Origin of the sequence: Variovorax sp. 278MFTsu5.1, assembly GCF_048305045.1 — a bacterium.
GTDB classification, from domain to species: domain Bacteria; phylum Pseudomonadota; class Gammaproteobacteria; order Burkholderiales; family Burkholderiaceae_C; genus Variovorax; species Variovorax guangxiensis.
Genome location: NZ_CP157622.1, coordinates 3,793,240 through 3,811,361, shown reverse-complemented (window position 1 = coordinate 3,811,361; position 18,122 = coordinate 3,793,240). Strand labels below are relative to the sequence as shown.

The 18,122-nt window shown below is 66.7% G+C and carries 17 protein-coding genes; 14 read left to right on the top strand and 3 right to left on the bottom strand.

All coding sequences use genetic code 11. The features are described from left to right. Nucleotides 1–9 precede the first annotated feature (9 nt). The 9 genes from lpxA (at nt 10) to ABL844_RS17685 (ending at nt 9,889) form a co-directional block, all read left to right on the top strand. The gene (gene lpxA, locus ABL844_RS17725) at nt 10–798 is read left to right on the top strand and encodes an acyl-ACP--UDP-N-acetylglucosamine O-acyltransferase (RefSeq protein ID WP_184637578.1); all 789 of its coding nucleotides are present in this window, start codon (nt 10–12) and stop codon (nt 796–798) included. Nucleotides 799–808: 10 nt separating this feature from the next. Further along, nucleotides 809–1,957 (top strand): lipid-A-disaccharide synthase, encoded by a 1,149-nt coding sequence (gene lpxB / locus ABL844_RS17720; RefSeq protein WP_126024032.1) that lies wholly within the window; start codon nt 809–811, stop codon nt 1,955–1,957. Continuing rightward, on the top strand, nt 1,929–2,654 hold the full coding sequence (gene rnhB, locus ABL844_RS17715; protein WP_260319257.1) for a ribonuclease HII: 726 nt from the start codon (nt 1,929–1,931) through the stop codon (nt 2,652–2,654). Before lpxB ends, rnhB begins: the two co-directional genes overlap by 29 nt. Nucleotides 2,655–2,664: 10 nt before the next feature. Beyond that, nucleotides 2,665–3,450, top strand: coding sequence for a TrmH family RNA methyltransferase (locus ABL844_RS17710; RefSeq protein WP_418128344.1), 786 nt, complete (start codon nt 2,665–2,667; stop codon nt 3,448–3,450). Between the two features lie 142 nt (nt 3,451–3,592). Further along, nucleotides 3,593–4,786: a glutamine-hydrolyzing carbamoyl-phosphate synthase small subunit gene (carA, locus tag ABL844_RS17705; protein WP_418128342.1), complete on the top strand. Its 1,194-nt coding sequence runs from the start codon at nt 3,593–3,595 to the stop codon at nt 4,784–4,786. Further along, nucleotides 4,779–8,027, top strand: coding sequence for a carbamoyl-phosphate synthase large subunit (gene carB, locus ABL844_RS17700; protein ID WP_418128340.1), 3,249 nt, complete (start codon nt 4,779–4,781; stop codon nt 8,025–8,027). The genes carA and carB overlap by 8 nt, the downstream gene beginning before the upstream one ends. A 14-nt stretch (nt 8,028–8,041) precedes the next feature. After that, entirely contained in the window at nt 8,042–8,911 is an 870-nt protein-coding gene (locus tag ABL844_RS17695) for a Kdo hydroxylase family protein (protein ID WP_418128339.1), read from the top strand. A gap of 64 nt (nt 8,912–8,975) precedes the next feature. After that, nucleotides 8,976–9,452 carry a transcription elongation factor GreA gene (gene greA / locus ABL844_RS17690; RefSeq protein ID WP_126024038.1) on the top strand — a complete coding sequence of 159 codons (477 nt, stop codon included), beginning with the start codon at nt 8,976–8,978 and terminating at the stop codon, nt 9,450–9,452. Between the two features lie 11 nt (nt 9,453–9,463). Then, on the top strand, nt 9,464–9,889 hold the full coding sequence (locus tag ABL844_RS17685; RefSeq protein WP_418128338.1) for a DUF4149 domain-containing protein: 426 nt from the start codon (nt 9,464–9,466) through the stop codon (nt 9,887–9,889). Nucleotides 9,890–9,967: 78 nt separating this feature from the next. On the opposite strand, the gene ABL844_RS17680 is transcribed toward ABL844_RS17685, so the two are convergent. Continuing rightward, nucleotides 9,968–10,687, bottom strand: a complete 720-nt coding sequence (locus ABL844_RS17680; protein WP_418128337.1) for a glycosyltransferase — start codon at nt 10,685–10,687, stop codon at nt 9,968–9,970. 41 nt (nt 10,688–10,728) lie between these two features. Then, entirely contained in the window at nt 10,729–11,208 is a 480-nt protein-coding gene (locus tag ABL844_RS17675) for a YhbY family RNA-binding protein (protein ID WP_093202307.1), read from the bottom strand. 33 nt (nt 11,209–11,241) lie between these two features. Between ABL844_RS17675 and ABL844_RS17670 the strand changes: the two genes are divergently transcribed. The 5 genes from ABL844_RS17670 (at nt 11,242) to ABL844_RS17650 (ending at nt 16,777) form a co-directional block, all read left to right on the top strand. Next, the gene (locus tag ABL844_RS17670; RefSeq protein ID WP_369662178.1) at nt 11,242–11,910 is read left to right on the top strand and encodes an RlmE family RNA methyltransferase; all 669 of its coding nucleotides are present in this window, start codon (nt 11,242–11,244) and stop codon (nt 11,908–11,910) included. Nucleotides 11,911–12,076: 166 nt separating this feature from the next. After that, nucleotides 12,077–13,996 (top strand): ATP-dependent zinc metalloprotease FtsH, encoded by a 1,920-nt coding sequence (gene ftsH, locus ABL844_RS17665; protein ID WP_019652445.1) that lies wholly within the window; start codon nt 12,077–12,079, stop codon nt 13,994–13,996. 125 nt (nt 13,997–14,121) lie between these two features. Beyond that, entirely contained in the window at nt 14,122–14,943 is an 822-nt protein-coding gene (gene folP / locus ABL844_RS17660; RefSeq protein ID WP_418131921.1) for a dihydropteroate synthase, read from the top strand. Continuing rightward, nucleotides 14,940–16,277: a phosphoglucosamine mutase gene (glmM, locus tag ABL844_RS17655; RefSeq protein ID WP_418128336.1), complete on the top strand. Its 1,338-nt coding sequence runs from the start codon at nt 14,940–14,942 to the stop codon at nt 16,275–16,277. Before folP ends, glmM begins: the two co-directional genes overlap by 4 nt. Further along, the gene (locus tag ABL844_RS17650; RefSeq protein WP_126024042.1) at nt 16,274–16,777 is read left to right on the top strand and encodes a GNAT family N-acetyltransferase; all 504 of its coding nucleotides are present in this window, start codon (nt 16,274–16,276) and stop codon (nt 16,775–16,777) included. Before glmM ends, ABL844_RS17650 begins: the two co-directional genes overlap by 4 nt. Nucleotides 16,778–16,847: 70 nt before the next feature. On the opposite strand, the gene ABL844_RS17645 is transcribed toward ABL844_RS17650, so the two are convergent. Continuing rightward, entirely contained in the window at nt 16,848–18,119 is a 1,272-nt protein-coding gene (locus ABL844_RS17645) for an acyl-CoA dehydrogenase family protein (RefSeq protein WP_418128335.1), read from the bottom strand. Between the last annotated feature and the right edge of the window lie 3 nt (nt 18,120–18,122).

Below are 18,122 nucleotides of genomic sequence, written 5' to 3'. Positions count from 1 at the left end.
TCACAAGGCATGACCCAGGTTCATTCGACGGCCGTCGTCGACCCCCAGGCACAGCTCGACGCCTCGGTGTCGGTCGGGCCCTATACCGTGATCGGCCCGCATGTGCGCATAGGCGCGGGCACCACCATCGGCGCGCACTGCGTGATCGAGGGCCGCACCACCATCGGGCGCGACAACAGGATCTTCCAGTTTTCGTCCCTCGGCGCCGTTCCGCAGGACAAGAAATACGCCGGCGAGCCTACCGAGCTCGTCATCGGCGACCGCAACGTGATCCGCGAGTTCTGCACCTTCAACCTCGGCGTGCCGGGGGCAGGGGGCGTCACGCGTGTCGGCAACGACAACTGGATCATGGCGTACACGCACATCGCCCACGACTGCCGCGTCGACGACCACACCACGCTCGCCAACAACACCACGCTGGCCGGGCATGTGCACCTTGCCGACTGGGTGACGGTCGGCGGGCTCACGGGCATCCACCAGTTCGTCTCCATCGGAGCCCACGCCATGCTCGGCTTCGCGAGCGCGGTCACGCAGGACGTGCCGCCTTTCATGCTGGTCGACGGCAATCCGCTGGCGGTGCGCGGCTTCAACATCGTCGGCCTGCGCCGGCGCGATTTCTCCGCGCAGCGGCTCGCCGCGGTGAAGCAGATGCATCGCCTGCTGTACCGCCAGGGCAAGACGCTCGACGAGGCGCGCGCAGGCATCGCCGCGTTGGCGACCGAAATGCCCGAAGCGGCCGGCGACGTCGCGCTGATGGAATCCTTCCTCGCCAATTCGACGCGCGGCATCGCGCGCTGAAGTGACGGCCATGCAGAACGACGGACAGCGACGCTTCGCGCTGGTCGCGGGCGAAGCGTCCGGCGACCTGCTCGCCGGCCTGCTGCTAGACGGCCTGCTGGCGCGCTGGCCCGATCTCCAGACCGTCGGCATCGGCGGGCCGCGCATGCTGGCCCACGGCTTCCAGAGCTGGTGGCCGCAGGAAAAGCTCGCGGTGCGCGGCTACATCGAGGTGCTGCGGCACTACGCCGAAATTGCCGGCATCCGCCGCCAGCTCAAGGCGCGGCTGCTGCAGGAGCGGCCCCAGCTCTTCATCGGCGTCGACGCACCCGATTTCAACCTCGACCTCGAAGCCGGCCTGCGCAGCCAGGGCATGAAGACGGTGCACTTCGTCTGCCCGTCGATCTGGGCCTGGCGGCCGGAGCGCATCGAGAAGATCCGGGCAGCGGCGGACCACGTGCTGTGCATCTTCCCGTTCGAACCCGCCTTGCTGGCGGAGAAGGGCGTGGCCGCGAGCTATGTGGGCCATCCCGTCGCAAACGTGATCCCGATGGTGCCCGACCAGGCTGGTGCGCGCGCCGCGCTGGGCCTGGCGCCCGATGCGCCGGTCGTCGCGCTGCTGCCGGGCAGCCGCCGTTCCGAGATCCGCTACCTGGCCGCCCGTTTCTTCGCCGCCGCGGCGCTGATGCACAAGGCGCGGCCGGAACTGCAGTTCGTGGCGCCCATCATTCCGGGCCTTCGCGCCGAAGTCGAAGCCTTGCTGCAGGCCAGCGGCATGGCCGGGCGCGTCAGGCTGCTCGACGGCCAGTCGCATGCGGTGCTGGCCGCCTGCGACGCCACGCTGATCGCCAGCGGCACCGCCACGCTCGAGGCGGCCCTGTTCAAGCGGCCGATGGTCATCGCCTACAACATGAACGCGCTTTCGTGGCGCCTCATGCGGCGCAAGCAGCTGCAGCCCTGGGTGGGATTGCCCAACATCCTGTGCCGCGATTTCGTGGTGCCCGAGCTGCTGCAGGAGGCGGCCACCCCCGAGGCGCTGGCCCGGGCCACGCTCGACTGGCTGGACGCGCCTGAAAAGACCCGGGCGCTGCAACAAAGATTTTCAGAGCTGCATGTGCAATTGCAGCGCGATACGCCCACACTCTGCGCCGATGCGATCCAGAAAGTTCTTGAAGGCTGAGCAGGCCCCGCTGGTGTGGGACGCACCCGGCCTGATCGCGGGCGTCGACGAGGCGGGCCGCGGGCCCCTGGCCGGGCCCGTGGTGGCTGCAGCCGTGATCCTCGACGACATGCGGCCCATCCGCGGTCTCGCGGACTCCAAGACGCTGACCGCGCTGCAGCGCGAACGCCTGCACGACCAGATCCTCGCCAAGGCGCTGTGCTGCTCCATCGCGCAGGCTACCGTCGAGGAAATCGACACTCACAACATCCTGCAGGCGACCATGCTGGCGATGCGCCGGGCCGTCGAGGGGCTGCGGCTCAAGCCGGTGAAGGTGCTGGTCGACGGCAACCGCCTGCCCACGCTCGACGTGCTCGCCGAGGCCATCGTGAAGGGCGACGCCCGGGTCAAGGCGATTTCCGCCGCGTCGATCCTGGCGAAGGTGCACCGCGACCGGCTGTGCGAGCAACTGCACGTCGAATTCCCGCACTACGGCTTTGCGGGCCACAAGGGCTACGGCACGCCGGAGCATCTGGAGGCGCTGCAGCGCCATGGTGCCTGCGTGCATCACCGGAAGTCCTTCAGCCCGGTGGCGGCGGCGCTCCTCCGCACCGGCGGCGTCCTGAACGTGATGCTACCGGCCGAATCCGATGGGCAGCCGGCGATGGGCATCGGTGCCATCGAGGTCGCGCGGTCCGAGCTTCGCGCTGCTCCCTGAACCCGGCCCGATGACTTCCGATACCGGCGCCAGCCACATCAGCTCGCGCGACAACCCCCTGCTCAAGGACTTGCGCAAGCTTGCCCAGGATCCGGGCGCCTATCGCAAGCTGGGCCGCATCTGGCTCGAGGGCGACCATCTGTGCCGGGCGGCGCTGGCGCGGAGCGTGAAGCCCGCCATTGCCGTGTTCTCGGAGTCGTTCTGGCTGAAAGCGCCGGCGGAGTGGTCGATGGGTGCTATCAAAACCGTAGTTGTCGCGGACAGCCTGCTGCGCGACGTCAGCGGCCTCGAGTCGCCAGCGCCGATGGGCTTCGTGCTCGACGTACCGGCCCGCCCCGAATTGCTGCCCGATGCCCCGAGCGTCGTGCTCGACCGTCTGCAGGACGCCGGCAATGCCGGCTCCATCCTGCGCAGCGCCGCCGCATTCGGCTTCGCGCAGGTGATCGCGCTCAAGGGCACGGCCGCGCTGTGGGCGCCCAAGGTACTGCGCGCCGGCATGGGGGCGCATTTCGGCCTGCGGCTGATCGAAGGTGTGGACGCAGATGTGCTCGACAGCCTGAGTGTGCCCCTGGTGGCGACCAGCTCGCACCGCGGCGACTGGCTGCACAAGGCCGCTCTGCCGCATCCCTGCGCCTGGCTTATGGGGCACGAGGGGCAGGGCGTTTCGGCGGCGCTGGAAGCCCGGGCCTCGCACCATATCCGCATCGCGCAGCCGGGCGGAGAGGAGTCGCTGAACGTGGCCGCGGCCGCGGCGATCTGCCTGCATGCGAGCGGAGCAGCCCTGCTGGCCGAATAACACACCCAGTCCGGGCTACAATCGGGGGCTTACTCGCAAATCAGCGTCGCCCGGCCGCCTACAACGCCATCTTCCCCTTAAGCAGCAGTCCCCAGGCTATACGCCTGAGGCTCCGGGCGACCGTAACCATCCGGAGAACCCAGTGCTTTTGTCTCTCAAGGGAAGTTTCCCGCCCGCCATCCTGGCGCTCGCAGACGGCACGGTCTTTCTCGGCAACTCGATCGGAGCCACCGGCTCCACGACCGGTGAAGTGGTGTTCAACACCGCCATGACCGGTTACCAGGAAATCCTTACCGACCCGAGCTACTGCCAGCAGATCGTGACGCTCACGTATCCGCACATCGGCAACTACGGCGTCAACGGCGAGGACATCGAAGCCGACAAGATCCATGCCGCGGGCCTGATCATCAAGGACCTGCCCCTCGTCGCCTCCAACTTCCGCAAGACCGCCACGCTGACCGAGTACCTCGTGTCCGGCAACACCGTGGCCATCGCGAACATCGACACCCGCAAGCTCACCCGCCACCTGCGCACCAACGGCGCCCAGAACGGCTGCATCCTGGGCCTGGCCGCGGGCGAGACCGTGACGCAGGCGCTGATCGACAAGGCCATCGCCTCCGCCAAGGCCGCGCCGAGCATGGCGGGCCTCGACCTCGCCAAGGTGGTGTCGGTCAAGCAGACCTACGAGTGGACCGAGACCGAGTGGAAGCTGGGCTCGGGCTACGGCGTGCAGATCACGCCGAAGTTCCACGTCGTGGCCTTCGACTATGGCGTCAAGAAGAACATCCTGCGCATGATCGCCCAGCGCGGTGCGCGCATCACCGTGGTGCCGGCGCAGACGCCCGCGGCCGACGTGCTCAGGTTGAAGCCGGACGGCATCTTCCTGGCCAACGGCCCTGGCGACCCGGAGCCCTGCGACTACGCCATCAGCGCCGTCAAGGAGCTGATCGAGACCGGCATTCCCACCTTCGGCATCTGCCTGGGCCACCAGATCATGGCGCTGGCCTCCGGCGCCAAGACCTTCAAGATGAAGTTCGGCCACCACGGCGCGAACCATCCGGTGAAGGACCTCGACAACGGCCGCGTGAGCATCACCAGCCAGAACCACGGCTTCGCGGTCGACGAGAAGTCGCTGCCGGCCAACCTGCGTCCCACCCACATCAGCCTGTTCGACAACACGCTGCAGGGCCTGGCTCGCACCGACAAGCCCGCGTTCTGCTTCCAGGGCCACCCTGAAGCCTCGCCTGGCCCGCACGACATCGGCTACCTGTTCGATCGCTTCACGGCACTCATGGAAAAGAACAAGACGGAAAAGACGGAGAAAGAGAATGCCTAAGCGCACAGACCTCAAATCGATCCTCATCATCGGCGCCGGCCCGATCATCATCGGCCAGGCCTGCGAGTTCGACTACTCCGGCGTGCAGGCCTGCAAGGCGCTGCGCGAAGAGGGCTACAAGGTCATCCTGATCAACAGCAACCCCGCGACGATCATGACCGACCCGGCCACGGCCGACGTCACCTACATCGAGCCCATCACCTGGCAGACGGTCGAGAAGATCATCGCCAAGGAACGCCCCGACGCGATCCTGCCGACCATGGGCGGCCAGACCGCGCTGAACTGCGCGCTCGACCTGTGGCGCAACGGCGTGCTCGACAAGTACACGGGCGCTACCACCAACAGGCCCGTCGAGCTGATCGGCGCCACGCCCGAGGCCATCGACAAGGCCGAAGACCGCCTGAAGTTCAAGGACGCGATGACCAAGATCGGACTGGGCTCGGCCCGTTCCGGCATCGCGCACTCGATGGAAGAGGCCTGGGCGGTGCAGAAGCACGTCGGCTTCCCGACCGTGATCCGCCCCAGCTTCACGCTCGGCGGTACCGGCGGTGGCATCGCCTACAACCCGGAAGAGTTCGAGACCATCTGCAAGCGCGGCATCGAAGCCTCGCCGACCAACGAGCTGCTGATCGAAGAATCGCTGCTCGGCTGGAAGGAGTACGAGATGGAAGTCGTGCGCGACAAGGCCGACAACTGCATCATCGTCTGCTCCATCGAGAACCTCGACCCGATGGGCGTGCACACCGGCGACTCGATCACCGTGGCGCCCGCGCAGACGCTGAGCGACAAGGAATACCAGATCCTGCGCAACGCCTCGCTGGCGGTGCTGCGCGAGATCGGCGTGGACACCGGCGGCTCGAACGTGCAGTTCTCCATCAACCCGAAGGACGGCCGCATGGTCGTCATCGAGATGAACCCGCGCGTGTCTCGTTCGTCGGCGCTGGCCTCCAAGGCCACGGGCTTCCCGATCGCCAAGGTCGCGGCCAAGCTGGCCGTCGGCTACACGCTCGACGAGCTGCGCAACGAGATCACCGGCGGTGCGACGCCGGCGTCGTTCGAGCCCTCGATCGACTACGTGGTCACCAAGATCCCGCGTTTCGCCTTCGAGAAGTTCCCACAGGCCGATTCGCGCCTCACCACGCAGATGAAGTCGGTGGGCGAGGTGATGGCCATGGGCCGCACTTTCCAGGAATCGTTCCAGAAGGCGCTGCGCGGCCTCGAAGTCGGCGTCGACGGCATGAACGAGAAGACGCAGGACCGCGAAGTGCTCGAGAAGGAACTGGGCGAGCCCGGCCCCGAGCGCATCTGGTACGTGGGCGATGCCTTCGCTCAGGGCATGAGCGTCGAGGAAGTGTTCGCGCTCACGAAGATCGACCCGTGGTTCCTGGTGCAGATCGAGGAGATCGTGAAGATCGAGCTCGAGCTGGAAACCAAGTCGCTCGACGACATCGACGCCGCCACGCTGCGCCTGCTCAAGCAGAAGGGCTTCTCCGACCGCCGCCTGGCCAAGCAGCTGCGCACCACCGACACGGCCATCCGCGAGAAGCGCCGCGCCCTGGGCGTGCGCCCGGTCTACAAGCGCGTGGACACCTGCGCGGCCGAGTTCGCCACCAACACGGCCTACATGTACTCGACCTACGAGGACGAGTGCGAGGCCGACCCGAGCGACAAGAAGAAGATCATGGTGCTCGGCGGCGGTCCCAACCGCATCGGCCAGGGCATCGAGTTCGACTACTGCTGCGTGCACGCCGCGCTCGCCATGCGCGAGGACGGCTACGAGACCATCATGGTCAACTGCAACCCCGAGACCGTGTCGACCGACTACGACACCTCGGACCGCCTGTACTTCGAGCCGCTGACGCTGGAAGACGTGCTCGAGATCGTCGACAAGGAAAAGCCGCTGGGCGTGATCGTGCAGTACGGCGGCCAGACGCCGCTGAAGCTCGCCCTCGACCTGGAGGCCAACGGCGTGCCGATCATCGGCACCTCGCCCGACATGATCGACGCTGCCGAAGACCGCGAGCGCTTCCAGAAGCTGCTGCACGAGCTCAAGCTGCTGCAGCCGCCGAACGCCACCGCGCGCACCGAAGCCGAGGCGCTCGAGAAGGCCTCCGAGCTGGGCTACCCGCTGGTGGTGCGCCCGAGCTATGTGCTGGGCGGCCGTGCGATGGAAATCGTGCATGAGCAGCGCGACCTGGAGCGCTACATGCGCGAAGCCGTCAAGGTCAGCAACGATTCGCCGGTGCTGCTCGACCGCTTCCTGAACGACGCCGTGGAATGCGACGTGGACTGCCTGCGCGACGCCGAGGGCCAGACTCTCATCGGCGGCGTGATGGAGCACATCGAACAGGCCGGCGTGCACTCGGGCGACTCCGCCTGCTCGCTGCCGCCCTACAGTCTGAGCGCCGAGACGGTGGCCGAACTCAAGCGCCAGAGCGCCGCCATGGCGGCCGCGCTGAACGTGGTCGGCCTGATGAACGTGCAGTTCGCCATCCAGCAGAAGGACGGCAAGGACGTCATCTACGTGCTTGAAGTGAACCCGCGCGCCTCGCGCACCGTGCCCTACGTGAGCAAGGCCACCGGCATCCAGCTCGCCAAGGTGGCGGCCCGCTGCATGGCCGGCCAGTCGCTGAAGTCGCAAGGCATCGAGAAGGAAGTGACGCCGCCGTACTTCAGCGTGAAGGAAGCTGTGTTCCCGTTCGTCAAGTTCCCGGGCGTGGACACCATCCTCGGCCCCGAGATGAAGTCGACCGGCGAAGTCATGGGCGTGGGCAAGACCTTCGGCGAAGCTTTCGTGAAGTCGCAGCTGGGTGCCGGTACGCACCTGCCGAAGTCGGGCAAGGTCTTCATCTCTGTGAAGAACAACGACAAGGCGCGCGCGGTCGAAGTGGCTCGCGGCCTGGCCAAGCTGGGCTTCGAGCTGATCGCGACCAAGGGCACGGCCGCCGCCATCAACGCTGCCGGCGTCGAGTGCGCGACGGTGAACAAGGTGACGGAAGGCCGCCCGCACATCGTGGACATGATCAAGAACAACGAGATTGCCCTGGTCATCAACACGGTCGAAGAGCGCCGCAACGCGATCACCGACTCGCGCCAGATCCGCACCTCGGCGCTGCAGGCGCGCGTGACGACCTTCACCACGATCTTCGGCGCCGAAGCCGCGGTCGAGGGCATGGGCTTCATGGACGAGCTCGGCGTGATCTCGGTGCAGGAAATGCACGCGCAACTGGCCGCGGCCTGAGCGTCATCGCGATCATGGAAACGCAGCTCGTCGAACTCGGCCTGACCGACTGGAACGCGGCCACGCCCAACGAGGCGTGGATCGCGGAGCTGGAAGCGGGCAAGGTGCTGTACTTTCCGCGCCTGGGTTTCGAGCTGCTGCCCGAAGAGCGCAGCCTGCTCACGCCCAGCCTGCTGTCGCCCGATGTGCGCAACATCAGCCTCGACGCCAACGGCAAGCTCAAGGGCGCCGTGGGCGACGAGACGGTGCAGCGTGCGGCTGCCGCGATGGTGGGGCGCTTCAGGGCGCAGGCCACGCAGCTCATCCACGGGCTGCTGCCGCACTACGCGCCGGCGCTGCGGCTGGCGCCGACCAGCTACCGTCCTGCGCAGGTCGAGACGCGGGTGCAGTCGTGGCGCGCCGACGACCGGCGCCTGCATGTCGATGCATTCCCGTCGCGGCCGAACTACGGCGAGCGCATCCTGCGCGTCTTCACCAACGTGAATCCTGACGGCGCGCCGCGCGTGTGGCGCGTGGGCGAACCCTTCGAGGACATCGCGAAGCGCTTCCTGCCGCGCGCCAAGCCTTACTCGCGCTGGCAGGCCAAGCTGCTGCAGGCGCTGCATGTGACCAAGTCGTTCCGCAGCGAGTACGACCACCTCATGCTGCAGTTGCACGACGGCATGAAGTCGGACATGGCCTATCAGGAGAACTCGCCGCAGGAAACCGCGAAGTTTCCGCCGGGTTCGGTGTGGGTCTGCTTCTCCGACCAGACTTCGCACGCCGTGATGGCGGGCCAGTACATGCTCGAGCAGACCCTCCACCTGGACGCTTCCAAGCAATACAATCCCGCTTCGAGCCCGCTCGCCATCCTGAGCCGGCTGACAGGACGGACGCTCGTCTGAGCGCAGTCCCCCATCGACCGCCGAACGGCAGCGTTCGGCGGTTTCGCTTTATGGAGAACTAGATATGGCGACCATCCCCATCACCAAGCGCGGCGCGGAGAAGCTGCGCGAAGAACTGCGCCGGCTCAAGTCGGTGGACCGCCCCGCCGTCATCAATGCGATCGCCGAAGCGCGCGCGCAGGGTGACATCAGCGAAAACGCCGAGTACGAATCCGCCAAGGACCGCCAGGGCTTCATCGAAGGCCGCATCCTGGAGATCGAGGGCAAGCTCTCCGCCTCGCAGGTGATCGACCCCAGCGAGCTCGATGCCGGCGGCAAGGTGGTGTTCGGCTCCACCGTCGAACTCGAGGAAGAAGACAGCGGCGACGCTGTCAAGTACCAGATCGTGGGCGAGGACGAGGCCGACCTGAAGCAGGGCCTGATCAACGTTTCCAGCCCGATCGCCCGCGCGCTCATCGGCAAGGAAGAGGGCGACACCGCCGAGGTGCAGACGCCCGGCGGCCTCAAGCGCTACGAGATCGTGGCGGTCAGCTACCTCTGATCGCCGCGCGCATGAAGGACCTGAAAGACCGTATTGCGCTGATGCTGGCTGCCTTCTGGTGGGGCAGCCTGACGACGATCGGCTTTCTCGTCGTGCCGATGCTGTTCGCGAAGCTGGGCAACCCGGCGGTGGCGGGCAATTTCGCGGCGCAGCTGTTCGAGGCACAGAGCTGGATCGCCATCGCCTGCGGGGTGATCCTGCTGATCCACTTCCGCTCGAAGGCCGACGAGCGCATGAGCGGGCCGGCGATGACGACCATCTTCTTCATCCTGGGCGCGTTGCTGCTGGCGCTGCTGCAGCAGTACGCCGTGGCGCCGCGCATCGTGGCGCGGGAGAACCTGAAACTGTGGCATGCCATGGGAACGGGCATGTACTTCGTGCAGTGGCTCTGTGCCGGCGTGGTGCTGTGGCGCGTGGGAGGCCGCACGGCGGGCTGAAGGCAACGACGGAACGCACGGCAAAAAAAAGGCGGCTCGCGGGCCGCCTTTTCTCTTTTCTGTTTCTGCAGGGCGCTCCTACTCTTTCCAGTATTTCGCGACCCAGCGCGCCGGCTTGATGAACCGGAAGGCGCGGTTGCGGCGGCCAGCCAGCGCGTCGGGCGGGTTGCATTCGCCGTGGAACACCATGATCCGCGCGCCTTCGGGCACGAAGGGCTCTTCCCAGTAGTTGGTCGGCCAGGTCGGGATGCCGTGGTACTTGAAGCTGGGGCACCAGCCGTCGGGCCAGTAGGACAGCTTGCCCTGCTTGTGGAGCACGTCCGACAGGTAGGTCTGCTCGTTGCGGTACTCGGCCTGGACCTTGTCCATGTTGGCGCGGAAATAGGCCAGCACGTCGGCATGGGCGCCGAGCTCGAAGCGGTAGACCGACGAGTTGCCTGTGATGCGCCCGCGTCGCCAGGGACGGTCGTAGTCGTGAATGATCAGGAACTCGCCCGGCTGCTCGAAAAACGCGTCCAGGCTGCCGACGACCACCACGTCGAGATCGAGGAAGAGGGCGGGGCCGCTCAGGCCGTGCAGGTCTTTCTCGAAGGTGGTGAGCTTCTTCCAGGCGCCGTCGCGCTGGCCGGGGGCCAGATGCAGGTTGAGTGGGGGGATCGGCAGGCAGGTCACCTCGGGGCGAACACCGTTGCCGTCGTCGGTCAGGCAGACGAACTTGAAGTCGCCGCCGAGGTTGCGGCGGACCATCGCGTAGAGCCGGTTGACGTATTCGGGGCCGTACTTCGTGCCCCACTTCATGCAGAGGATATGGCGCTGGGCGCCTTGCGCTGGCGCCAAGTTCAATCCGCCTGGTTGCGTTTCTTGACCGACAGGGGCCGTTTCGCCTTGGCGCGCTTGATGGTGCCGCCAGGGGTGAGGCGCTGGTTGCCGAGCACGCGCAGGGTCTTGATTTCAGGGCGCTGGCCGCCGCGCTTGCTGTACTTGACGATCTTCACGTCGCGCGGGCCGGGCATGCGGTCTTCGTCGACCACGCGCTCCTTCTCGGCCTTGGGGCGCCACAGCACGAGCAGCTTGCCGATGTGCTGGATGGGGGCGGCGTCGAGTTCTTCGGCCAGTTCGCGCAGCATGGCGTCGCGGGCCAGGCGGTCGTCGGAGAAGACTCGGATCTTGATCAGGCCGTGGGCCTTGAGCGCCGCGTCGGCTTCCTTCTTCACGGCAGGGGTGAGCCCGTCTCCACCGACCATGACGATCGGATCCAGGTGGTGAGCTTCGGCGCGATGCACCTTGCGCTCGGCAGGGGTAAGTTGAATGGCGGGCATCCCCGTATTATCGACCCGTACACGAAGACCCCCATGAGCACCAAAGCCAAAAGCAAGAAAGTCAACAAGGCGTGGCTGCACGACCATATCAACGACCCCTACGTGAAGCTCGCCACGAAGGAGGGCTACCGGGCTCGCGCCGCCTACAAGCTCAAGGAGATCGACGAATCCCTCGGCCTGGTCAAGCCAGGGCAGCTGGTGGTTGACCTCGGCTCCGCCCCGGGCGCATGGAGCCAGTACCTGCGCCGGCGCATGTCGCCGGGCGGAGCCGCGGCCGGTGAACTGAACGGCACCATCGTCTCGCTCGACCTGCTGCCGATGGAGCCCATCGAGGGCGTGATCTTCCTGCAGGGGGATTTCCGCGAAGACGAGCTGCTGCAGCAACTGCTGGGCGTGCTGGCCGGGCGCAAGGCCGATCTTGTGGTTTCGGACATGGCGCCCAACCTGTCGGGCATCCATTCGGCCGACGCAGCCCGCGTTTCGCACCTGATCGAGCTCGCCATCGACTTCGCCCAGAACCACCTGAAGCCCGAGGGCGCGCTGGTGGCCAAGGTTTTCCATGGCAGCGGCTATGACGAGCTGGTGAAGCTTTTCAAGGCCAATTTCCGTGTCGTGAAACCCTTCAAACCCAAGGCGTCCCGGGACAAATCGGCCGAGACCTTCCTGGTCGGGGTAGGACTGAAGGCCGTGGATACGCCTTGATACCGGCCCGAGCAACAGCCGCGGCGGCACAAACCCACGTCAGGCTATGGCCGCATTAGGGAAATGCCAGCTTTTCGCAGCTTGAAAAGCCTAAAATGGGGCGCAATTGCGTACCCACAGCGCGTTTTTTCATTCACCTGTCACGCGCTTTAGCCTGGAGCTTCGTTTGAACAATCAGTGGTTTTCCAAAGTTGCCGTGTGGCTCGTCATCGCCATGGTGTTGTTCACTGTCTTCAAGCAGTTCGACACCCGCGGCGGCGTCGGCTCGGGGACAGTCAGCTACTCCGAGTTTCTGGACCAGGTCCGCAACAACCAGATCAAGAGCGCCGTCATTCCTGAAGGCGCCGCAGGCGGCGAGATCGTCGCCGTCACGAACGACGACCGCAAGATCCGCACGACTGCAACCGTGCTCGACCGCGGCCTCGTGGGCGACCTGATCGACCACAACGTCAAGTTCGACGTCAAGCCGCGCGAAGAAAGCTCCCTGCTCATGACCCTGCTGGTCAGCTGGGGGCCGATGCTGCTGCTGATCGGCGTGTGGATCTACTTCATGCGGCAGATGCAAGGCGGCGGCAAGGGCGGGGCGTTCAGCTTCGGCAAGAGCAAGGCCCGCATGATGGATGAGAACAACAACACGGTCACCTTCGCCGACGTCGCGGGCTGCGACGAGGCCAAGGAAGAAGTCCGTGAAGTGGTCGACTTCCTGAAGGACCCGCAGCGCTTCCAGAAGCTCGGCGGCCGCATTCCTCGAGGCCTGCTGCTGGTCGGCCCTCCGGGCACCGGCAAGACGCTGCTGGCCAAGTCGATCGCCGGCGAGGCCAAGGTGCCTTTCTTCTCGATCTCCGGTTCCGACTTCGTCGAAATGTTCGTCGGCGTGGGCGCTGCCCGCGTCCGCGACATGTTCGAGAACGCCAAGAAGAACGCGCCCTGCATCATCTTCATCGACGAAATCGACGCGGTGGGCCGCCAGCGCGGTGCCGGCCTCGGCGGCGGCAACGACGAACGCGAGCAGACGCTCAACCAGATGCTGGTCGAGATGGACGGCTTCGAAACCAACCTCGGCGTGATCGTGGTGGCTGCCACCAACCGCCCGGACATCCTGGACGCCGCGCTGCTGCGCCCCGGCCGTTTCGACCGCCAGGTCTACGTCACGCTGCCCGACATCCGCGGCCGCGAGCAGATCCTTGGCGTGCACATGCGCAAGGTCCCGCTGGGCCAGGACGTGAACCCGAGCGTGATCGCCCGCGGTACGCCCGGCATGTCGGGCGCAGACCTGGCCAACCTCTGCAACGAAGCTGCCCTGATGGCCGCCCGCCGCAATGCGCGCGTGGTCGAGATGCAGGACTTCGAAAAGGCCAAGGACAAGATCTTCATGGGCCCCGAGCGCAAGAGCATGGTCATGCCCGAGGAAGAGCGCCGCAACACGGCCTACCACGAGTCCGGCCATGCCCTCATCGGCAAGCTGCTGCCCAAGTGCGACCCGGTCCACAAGGTCACGATCATTCCGCGCGGCCGCGCCCTCGGCGTGACCATGAGCCTGCCCTCGCAGGACCGCTACAGCTACGACCGCGAGTACATGCTGAACCAGATCAGCATGCTGTTCGGCGGCCGCATCGCCGAGGAAGTGTTCATGCACCAGATGACCACCGGTGCCAGCAACGACTTCGAGCGTGCGACCAACCTGGCGCGCGACATGGTCATGAAGTACGGCATGAGCGATGCCCTTGGGCCGATGGTCTACGCCGAGAACGAAGGCGAAGTGTTCCTGGGCCGTTCGGTCACCAAGACCACGAACATGAGCGAGCAGACCATGGAGAAGGTCGACTCCGAAGTTCGCCGCATCATCGACGAGCAGTACGCCCTGGCGCGCCGCCTGATCGAGGAGAACAGCGACAAGATGCACGCCATGGCCAAGGCGCTGCTCGAATGGGAAACCATCGACACCGAGCAGCTCGACGACATCATGGCCGGCCGCGCGCCCCGTCCGCCCAAGGACTGGACGCCGCGCATCCCGCCTTCGGGCAGCGGTGGCGGCAGCGGCGGCACGCCGGCCGTGACGACCGACCCGGCTCCCAACGCAGCGTGAGCGCGAATCCGGCGTCAAACCACAACGGGGCCTCTGGCCCCGTTTTCGATGGCGAGCACGCGGCGGCCGGCAGCGCTTTCTGGCAGACCTCCCGCTTCCGCATCGACCTCGCGCAGCCGCGCGTGATGGGCATCGTCAATGTCACGCCCGATTCCTTTTCCGACGGCGGCGCTCATGCCTCCACCGAGACGGCCCTCCGGCACTGCGAGCAGTTGCTGAAGGAGGGCGCAGACATCCTCGACATCGGCGGCGAATCGACCCGCCCCGGCAGCCCGGCGGTGCCGCTCGAAGCCGAGCTGGCACGCGTGGTGCCGGTGGTGCGCGAGGCGGTGAAGCTCAATGCGCCGATCTCCATCGACACCTACAAGCCCGAGGTCATGCGCGCCGTGCTCGACCTGGGCGCGGACATCGTCAACGACATCTGGGCGCTGCGCCAGCCGGGCGCGCGCGAGGCGGTCGCGGCGCATCCTTCGTGCGGCATCTGCCTGATGCACATGCACCGCGATCCGCAGACCATGCAGGCCGTGCCCATGTCGGGCGATGTCGTTCCGGAAGTGCTTTCCTTCCTGCAACAGCAGGCGCAGCTTCTGCGCGCGCTCGGCGTCGATGCTTCTCGCATCACGCTCGACCCCGGCGTGGGTTTCGGTAAGACGGTGGCACAGAACTTCGCCTTGCTCGCGCGCCAGCGCGAGTTGCTCGCAGGCGGCTATCCGCTGCTGCTGGGCTGGTCGCGCAAGTCGTCGATCGGCGCCGTCACCGGCATCGAGATGGCGGGCGAGCGCATCGTGCCCAGCGTTGCTGCTGCCATGCTGGCGGCGGATCGGGGCGCTGCCGTGGTGCGCGTGCACGACGTGCGCGACACTGTCGCCTCGCTCGCGGTATGGCGCGCAATGAAGGCTCAGGAAAAGTCACAACTACAACCACAAGGACAGGCACCCACACCATGACCCGCAAATATTTCGGCACCGACGGCATCCGTGGCACCGTAGGCAAGGCGCCCATCACTCCCGACTTCGTCCTGCGCCTCGCGCACGCCGTGGGCCGCGTGCTCAAGAAGACGCAGTCTCGCCCCACGGTGCTGATCGGCAAGGACACGCGCATCTCGGGCTACATGCTCGAATCCGCGCTCGAATCCGGCTTCAATTCGGCAGGTGTCGACGTGGTGCTGCTGGGCCCGCTGCCGACGCCCGGCGTGGCCTATCTCACCCGCGCGCAGCGCGCGAGCCTCGGCGTGGTGATCAGCGCCAGCCACAACGCGTATCCGGACAACGGCATCAAGTTCTTCAGCGCGCAGGGCACCAAGCTCGACGACGCCTGGGAGCTGGCCGTCGAGGCCGCGCTGGAGGAAGACCCGGTCTGGGTCGATTCCGCCAACCTCGGCAAGGCCCGCCGCCTCAACGACGCGCCCGGCCGCTACATCGAGTTCTGCAAGAGCACCTTCGCCAACGACCTGACGCTGCGCGACATGAAGCTGGTGGTCGACGCGGCCCATGGCGCGGCCTACCAGGTGGCGCCCAACGTGTTCCACGAGTTGGGCGCGGAAGTTACGAGCATCGGCGTCGCGCCCGACGGGCTGAACATCAACAAGGGCTTCGGCGCCACGCACCCCGAGGCGTTGATCGCCGCGGTGACGGCGCAGAAGGCCGACTACGGCATCGCACTCGACGGCGACGCCGACCGCCTGCAGCTGGTCGACGCGAGCGGGCGCCTGTTCAACGGCGACGAACTGCTCTACCTGATGGTGTCCGAGCGCATCGCGCGCGGCGACAAGCCGGTGGGGGTGGTCGGCACGCTCATGACCAACAAGGCCGTCGAAGTCGCCCTGCGCGGGCAGGGCATCGAATTCGTGCGCGCGAAGGTCGGCGACCGCTATGTGCTCGAAGAGCTCGACAAGCGCGGCTGGCTGCTGGGCGGCGAGGGTTCCGGCCACCTGCTGGCGCTGGACCGCCACACCACCGGCGACGGCATCGTGAGCGCGCTGCAGGTGCTGCAGGCCTGCGTGCGCAGCGGCAAGACGGTGGCGCAGTTGCTCGAAGGCGTCACGCTGTTCCCGCAGACGCTGATCAACGTGCGCATCTCGCCCGACCAGGACTGGAAGGCCAACATGGCGCTGGCCAGCGAAACCACGCGCATCGAGGCCGAACTCGGCGATTCGGGCCGCGTGCTGATCCGCGCGAGCGGTACCGAGCCGCTGGTTCGGGTGATGGTCGAGGCTCGCGATGCGAAGCAGGCCGAATCGTGCGCCAGGCGCCTCGCGGCCACGCTGGAGCCTGCGCGATGACAGCAGCGGCCGGCGCGCAGCCGATCGAAGTCTTCATCGCCGACTACCGCAACGCCGCCCACGCGACCGCCCTGGTCGGTCTGCTCGACGCCTATGCCGGTGACCCGGCCGGCGGCGGCACACCGCTCGATCCCGCGGTGCTCGCAGGCTTGCCCTCGGCGCTGGCCGCGCGTCCCCAGGCCTTCAGCGTGCTGGCTTTCGACGGCGGGCAGCCTGTGGGCCTGATCAACTGCATCGAAGGCTTCTCGACCTTCGCCTGCAAGCCGCTGGTGAACGTGCACGACGTGGTCGTGCTGCCCAGCCATCGCGGGCAGCGCGTGGCGCAGAAGATGTTCTCGCTGGTAGAGGAAGAAGCTCGTCGCCGCGGCGCGTGCAAGCTCACGCTGGAGGTGCTTTCGGGCAACGCGCCCGCGCTGCGCGCCTACGAGCGCGAAGGCTTCGCGGGCTACCAGCTCGATCCGGCATTCGGCACCGCAGTCTTCCTGCAGAAGAAGCTCTGAGCGCAAGCAACCAAGGGAAAAGGGCCGGGGCGAATCGTTCGCCACCGGCCCTTTGTTCTTTACCGCCAGATCAGAAGCGCGTCACCGGCATTTCGGCGTCGGCCTTGCCCGGCGCGTACTTGCCCAGTTCCCACTTGGCGATCGCATTGCGGTGCACTTCGTCCGGACCGTCCGCGAAGCGCAGCGTGCGCGCGCCGGCGTAGGCCGAAGCCAGCGGGAAGTCGTCGCACATGCCGCCGCCGCCGTGGACCTGCATGGCCCAGTCGATCACCTGGCAGGCCATCGACGGCGCGACGACCTTGATCATGGCGATCTCGTTCTTCGCGACCTTGTTGCCAGCCACGTCCATCAGCCATGCAGCCTTCAGCGTGAGCAGGCGAGCCATGTCGATCTTGCAGCGGGCCTCGGCGATTCGCTCCTGCGTCACGGTCTGCGATGCCACGGTCTTGCCAAAGGCCACGCGCGAGGAGGCGCGCTTGCACATCAGCTCCAGCGCGCGCTCGGCCAAGCCGATCAGGCGCATGCAGTGGTGGATGCGTCCCGGGCCGAGGCGGCCCTGGGCGATCTCGAAGCCGCGGCCTTCGCCCAGCAGCATGTTGCTGGCGGGCACGCGCACGTTCTCGAAGTACATCTCGACGTGGCCGTGCGGCGCGTCGTCGTAGCCCATCACGTTCAGTGGGCGCACGATGCGGATGCCCTTGGCGTCGGCCGGCACCACGATCATGCTCTGCTGCGAGTGGCGCGGCGCCTCGGGGTCGCTCTTGCCCATGGTGATGAAGACCGCGCAGCGCGGGTCGGCCGCGCCCGAAATCCACCACTTGTGGCCGTTGATGAGGTACTCGTCGCCCTGGCGCTCGATGCGCGTGGAGATGTTGGTGGCGTCGCTCGAGGCCACTTCAGGCTCGGTCATGGCGAAGGCAGAGCGGATCTGGCCTTCGAGCAGCGGCTTGAGCCAGCGGGCCTTGATCTCTTCGGAGCCGTAGCGGGCAATGGTCTCCATGTTGCCCGTGTCGGGCGCCGAGCAGTTGAAGGCTTCCGAGGCCCATGGCACGCGGCCCATGATCTCGGCCAGCGGTGCGTATTCCTGGTTGGTCAGGCCCGCGCCGTCATAGCCCGAGGCGGCAGCGCTGTCGACCGGCAGGAACAGGTTCCACAGGCCCTGGGCCTTGGCCTTCTCCTTGAGCTTCTCGACCGTCTTGAGCGCCGTCCAGCGCTTGCCGGCGGCGGTGTTCGCGGCCAGCTCGGCGGCGTACTCGGCTTCGGCCGGATAGATGTGGTCGTCCATGAATGCCTGCACGCGCTTTTGCAGGTCCTTGGTCTTGGCCGAGTATTCGAAGTCCATCTT

Excerpts from the sequence above, each read along its gene's own strand:
- ABL844_RS17685 (WP_418128338.1), top strand. The coding sequence starts at position 9,464 with ATGAAGGACCTGAAAGACCGTATTGCGCTGATGCTGGCTGCCTTCTGG.
- glmM (WP_418128336.1), top strand. The coding sequence starts at position 14,940 with ATGACCCGCAAATATTTCGGCACCGACGGCATCCGTGGCACCGTAGGC.
- ABL844_RS17680 (WP_418128337.1), bottom strand. The coding sequence starts at position 10,687 with ATGAAGTGGGGCACGAAGTACGGCCCCGAATACGTCAACCGGCTCTAC.
- ABL844_RS17675 (WP_093202307.1), bottom strand. The coding sequence starts at position 11,208 with ATGCCCGCCATTCAACTTACCCCTGCCGAGCGCAAGGTGCATCGCGCC.
- lpxB (WP_126024032.1), top strand. The coding sequence starts at position 809 with ATGCAGAACGACGGACAGCGACGCTTCGCGCTGGTCGCGGGCGAAGCG.
- ABL844_RS17645 (WP_418128335.1), bottom strand. The coding sequence starts at position 18,119 with ATGGACTTCGAATACTCGGCCAAGACCAAGGACCTGCAAAAGCGCGTG.
- ABL844_RS17670 (WP_369662178.1), top strand. The coding sequence starts at position 11,242 with ATGAGCACCAAAGCCAAAAGCAAGAAAGTCAACAAGGCGTGGCTGCAC.
- ABL844_RS17650 (WP_126024042.1), top strand. The coding sequence starts at position 16,274 with ATGACAGCAGCGGCCGGCGCGCAGCCGATCGAAGTCTTCATCGCCGAC.
- rnhB (WP_260319257.1), top strand. The coding sequence starts at position 1,929 with ATGCGATCCAGAAAGTTCTTGAAGGCTGAGCAGGCCCCGCTGGTGTGG.
- carB (WP_418128340.1), top strand. The coding sequence starts at position 4,779 with ATGCCTAAGCGCACAGACCTCAAATCGATCCTCATCATCGGCGCCGGC.
- greA (WP_126024038.1), top strand. The coding sequence starts at position 8,976 with ATGGCGACCATCCCCATCACCAAGCGCGGCGCGGAGAAGCTGCGCGAA.
- lpxA (WP_184637578.1), top strand. The coding sequence starts at position 10 with ATGACCCAGGTTCATTCGACGGCCGTCGTCGACCCCCAGGCACAGCTC.
- ABL844_RS17695 (WP_418128339.1), top strand. The coding sequence starts at position 8,042 with ATGGAAACGCAGCTCGTCGAACTCGGCCTGACCGACTGGAACGCGGCC.
- ABL844_RS17710 (WP_418128344.1), top strand. The coding sequence starts at position 2,665 with ATGACTTCCGATACCGGCGCCAGCCACATCAGCTCGCGCGACAACCCC.
- folP (WP_418131921.1), top strand. The coding sequence starts at position 14,122 with ATGGGCATCGTCAATGTCACGCCCGATTCCTTTTCCGACGGCGGCGCT.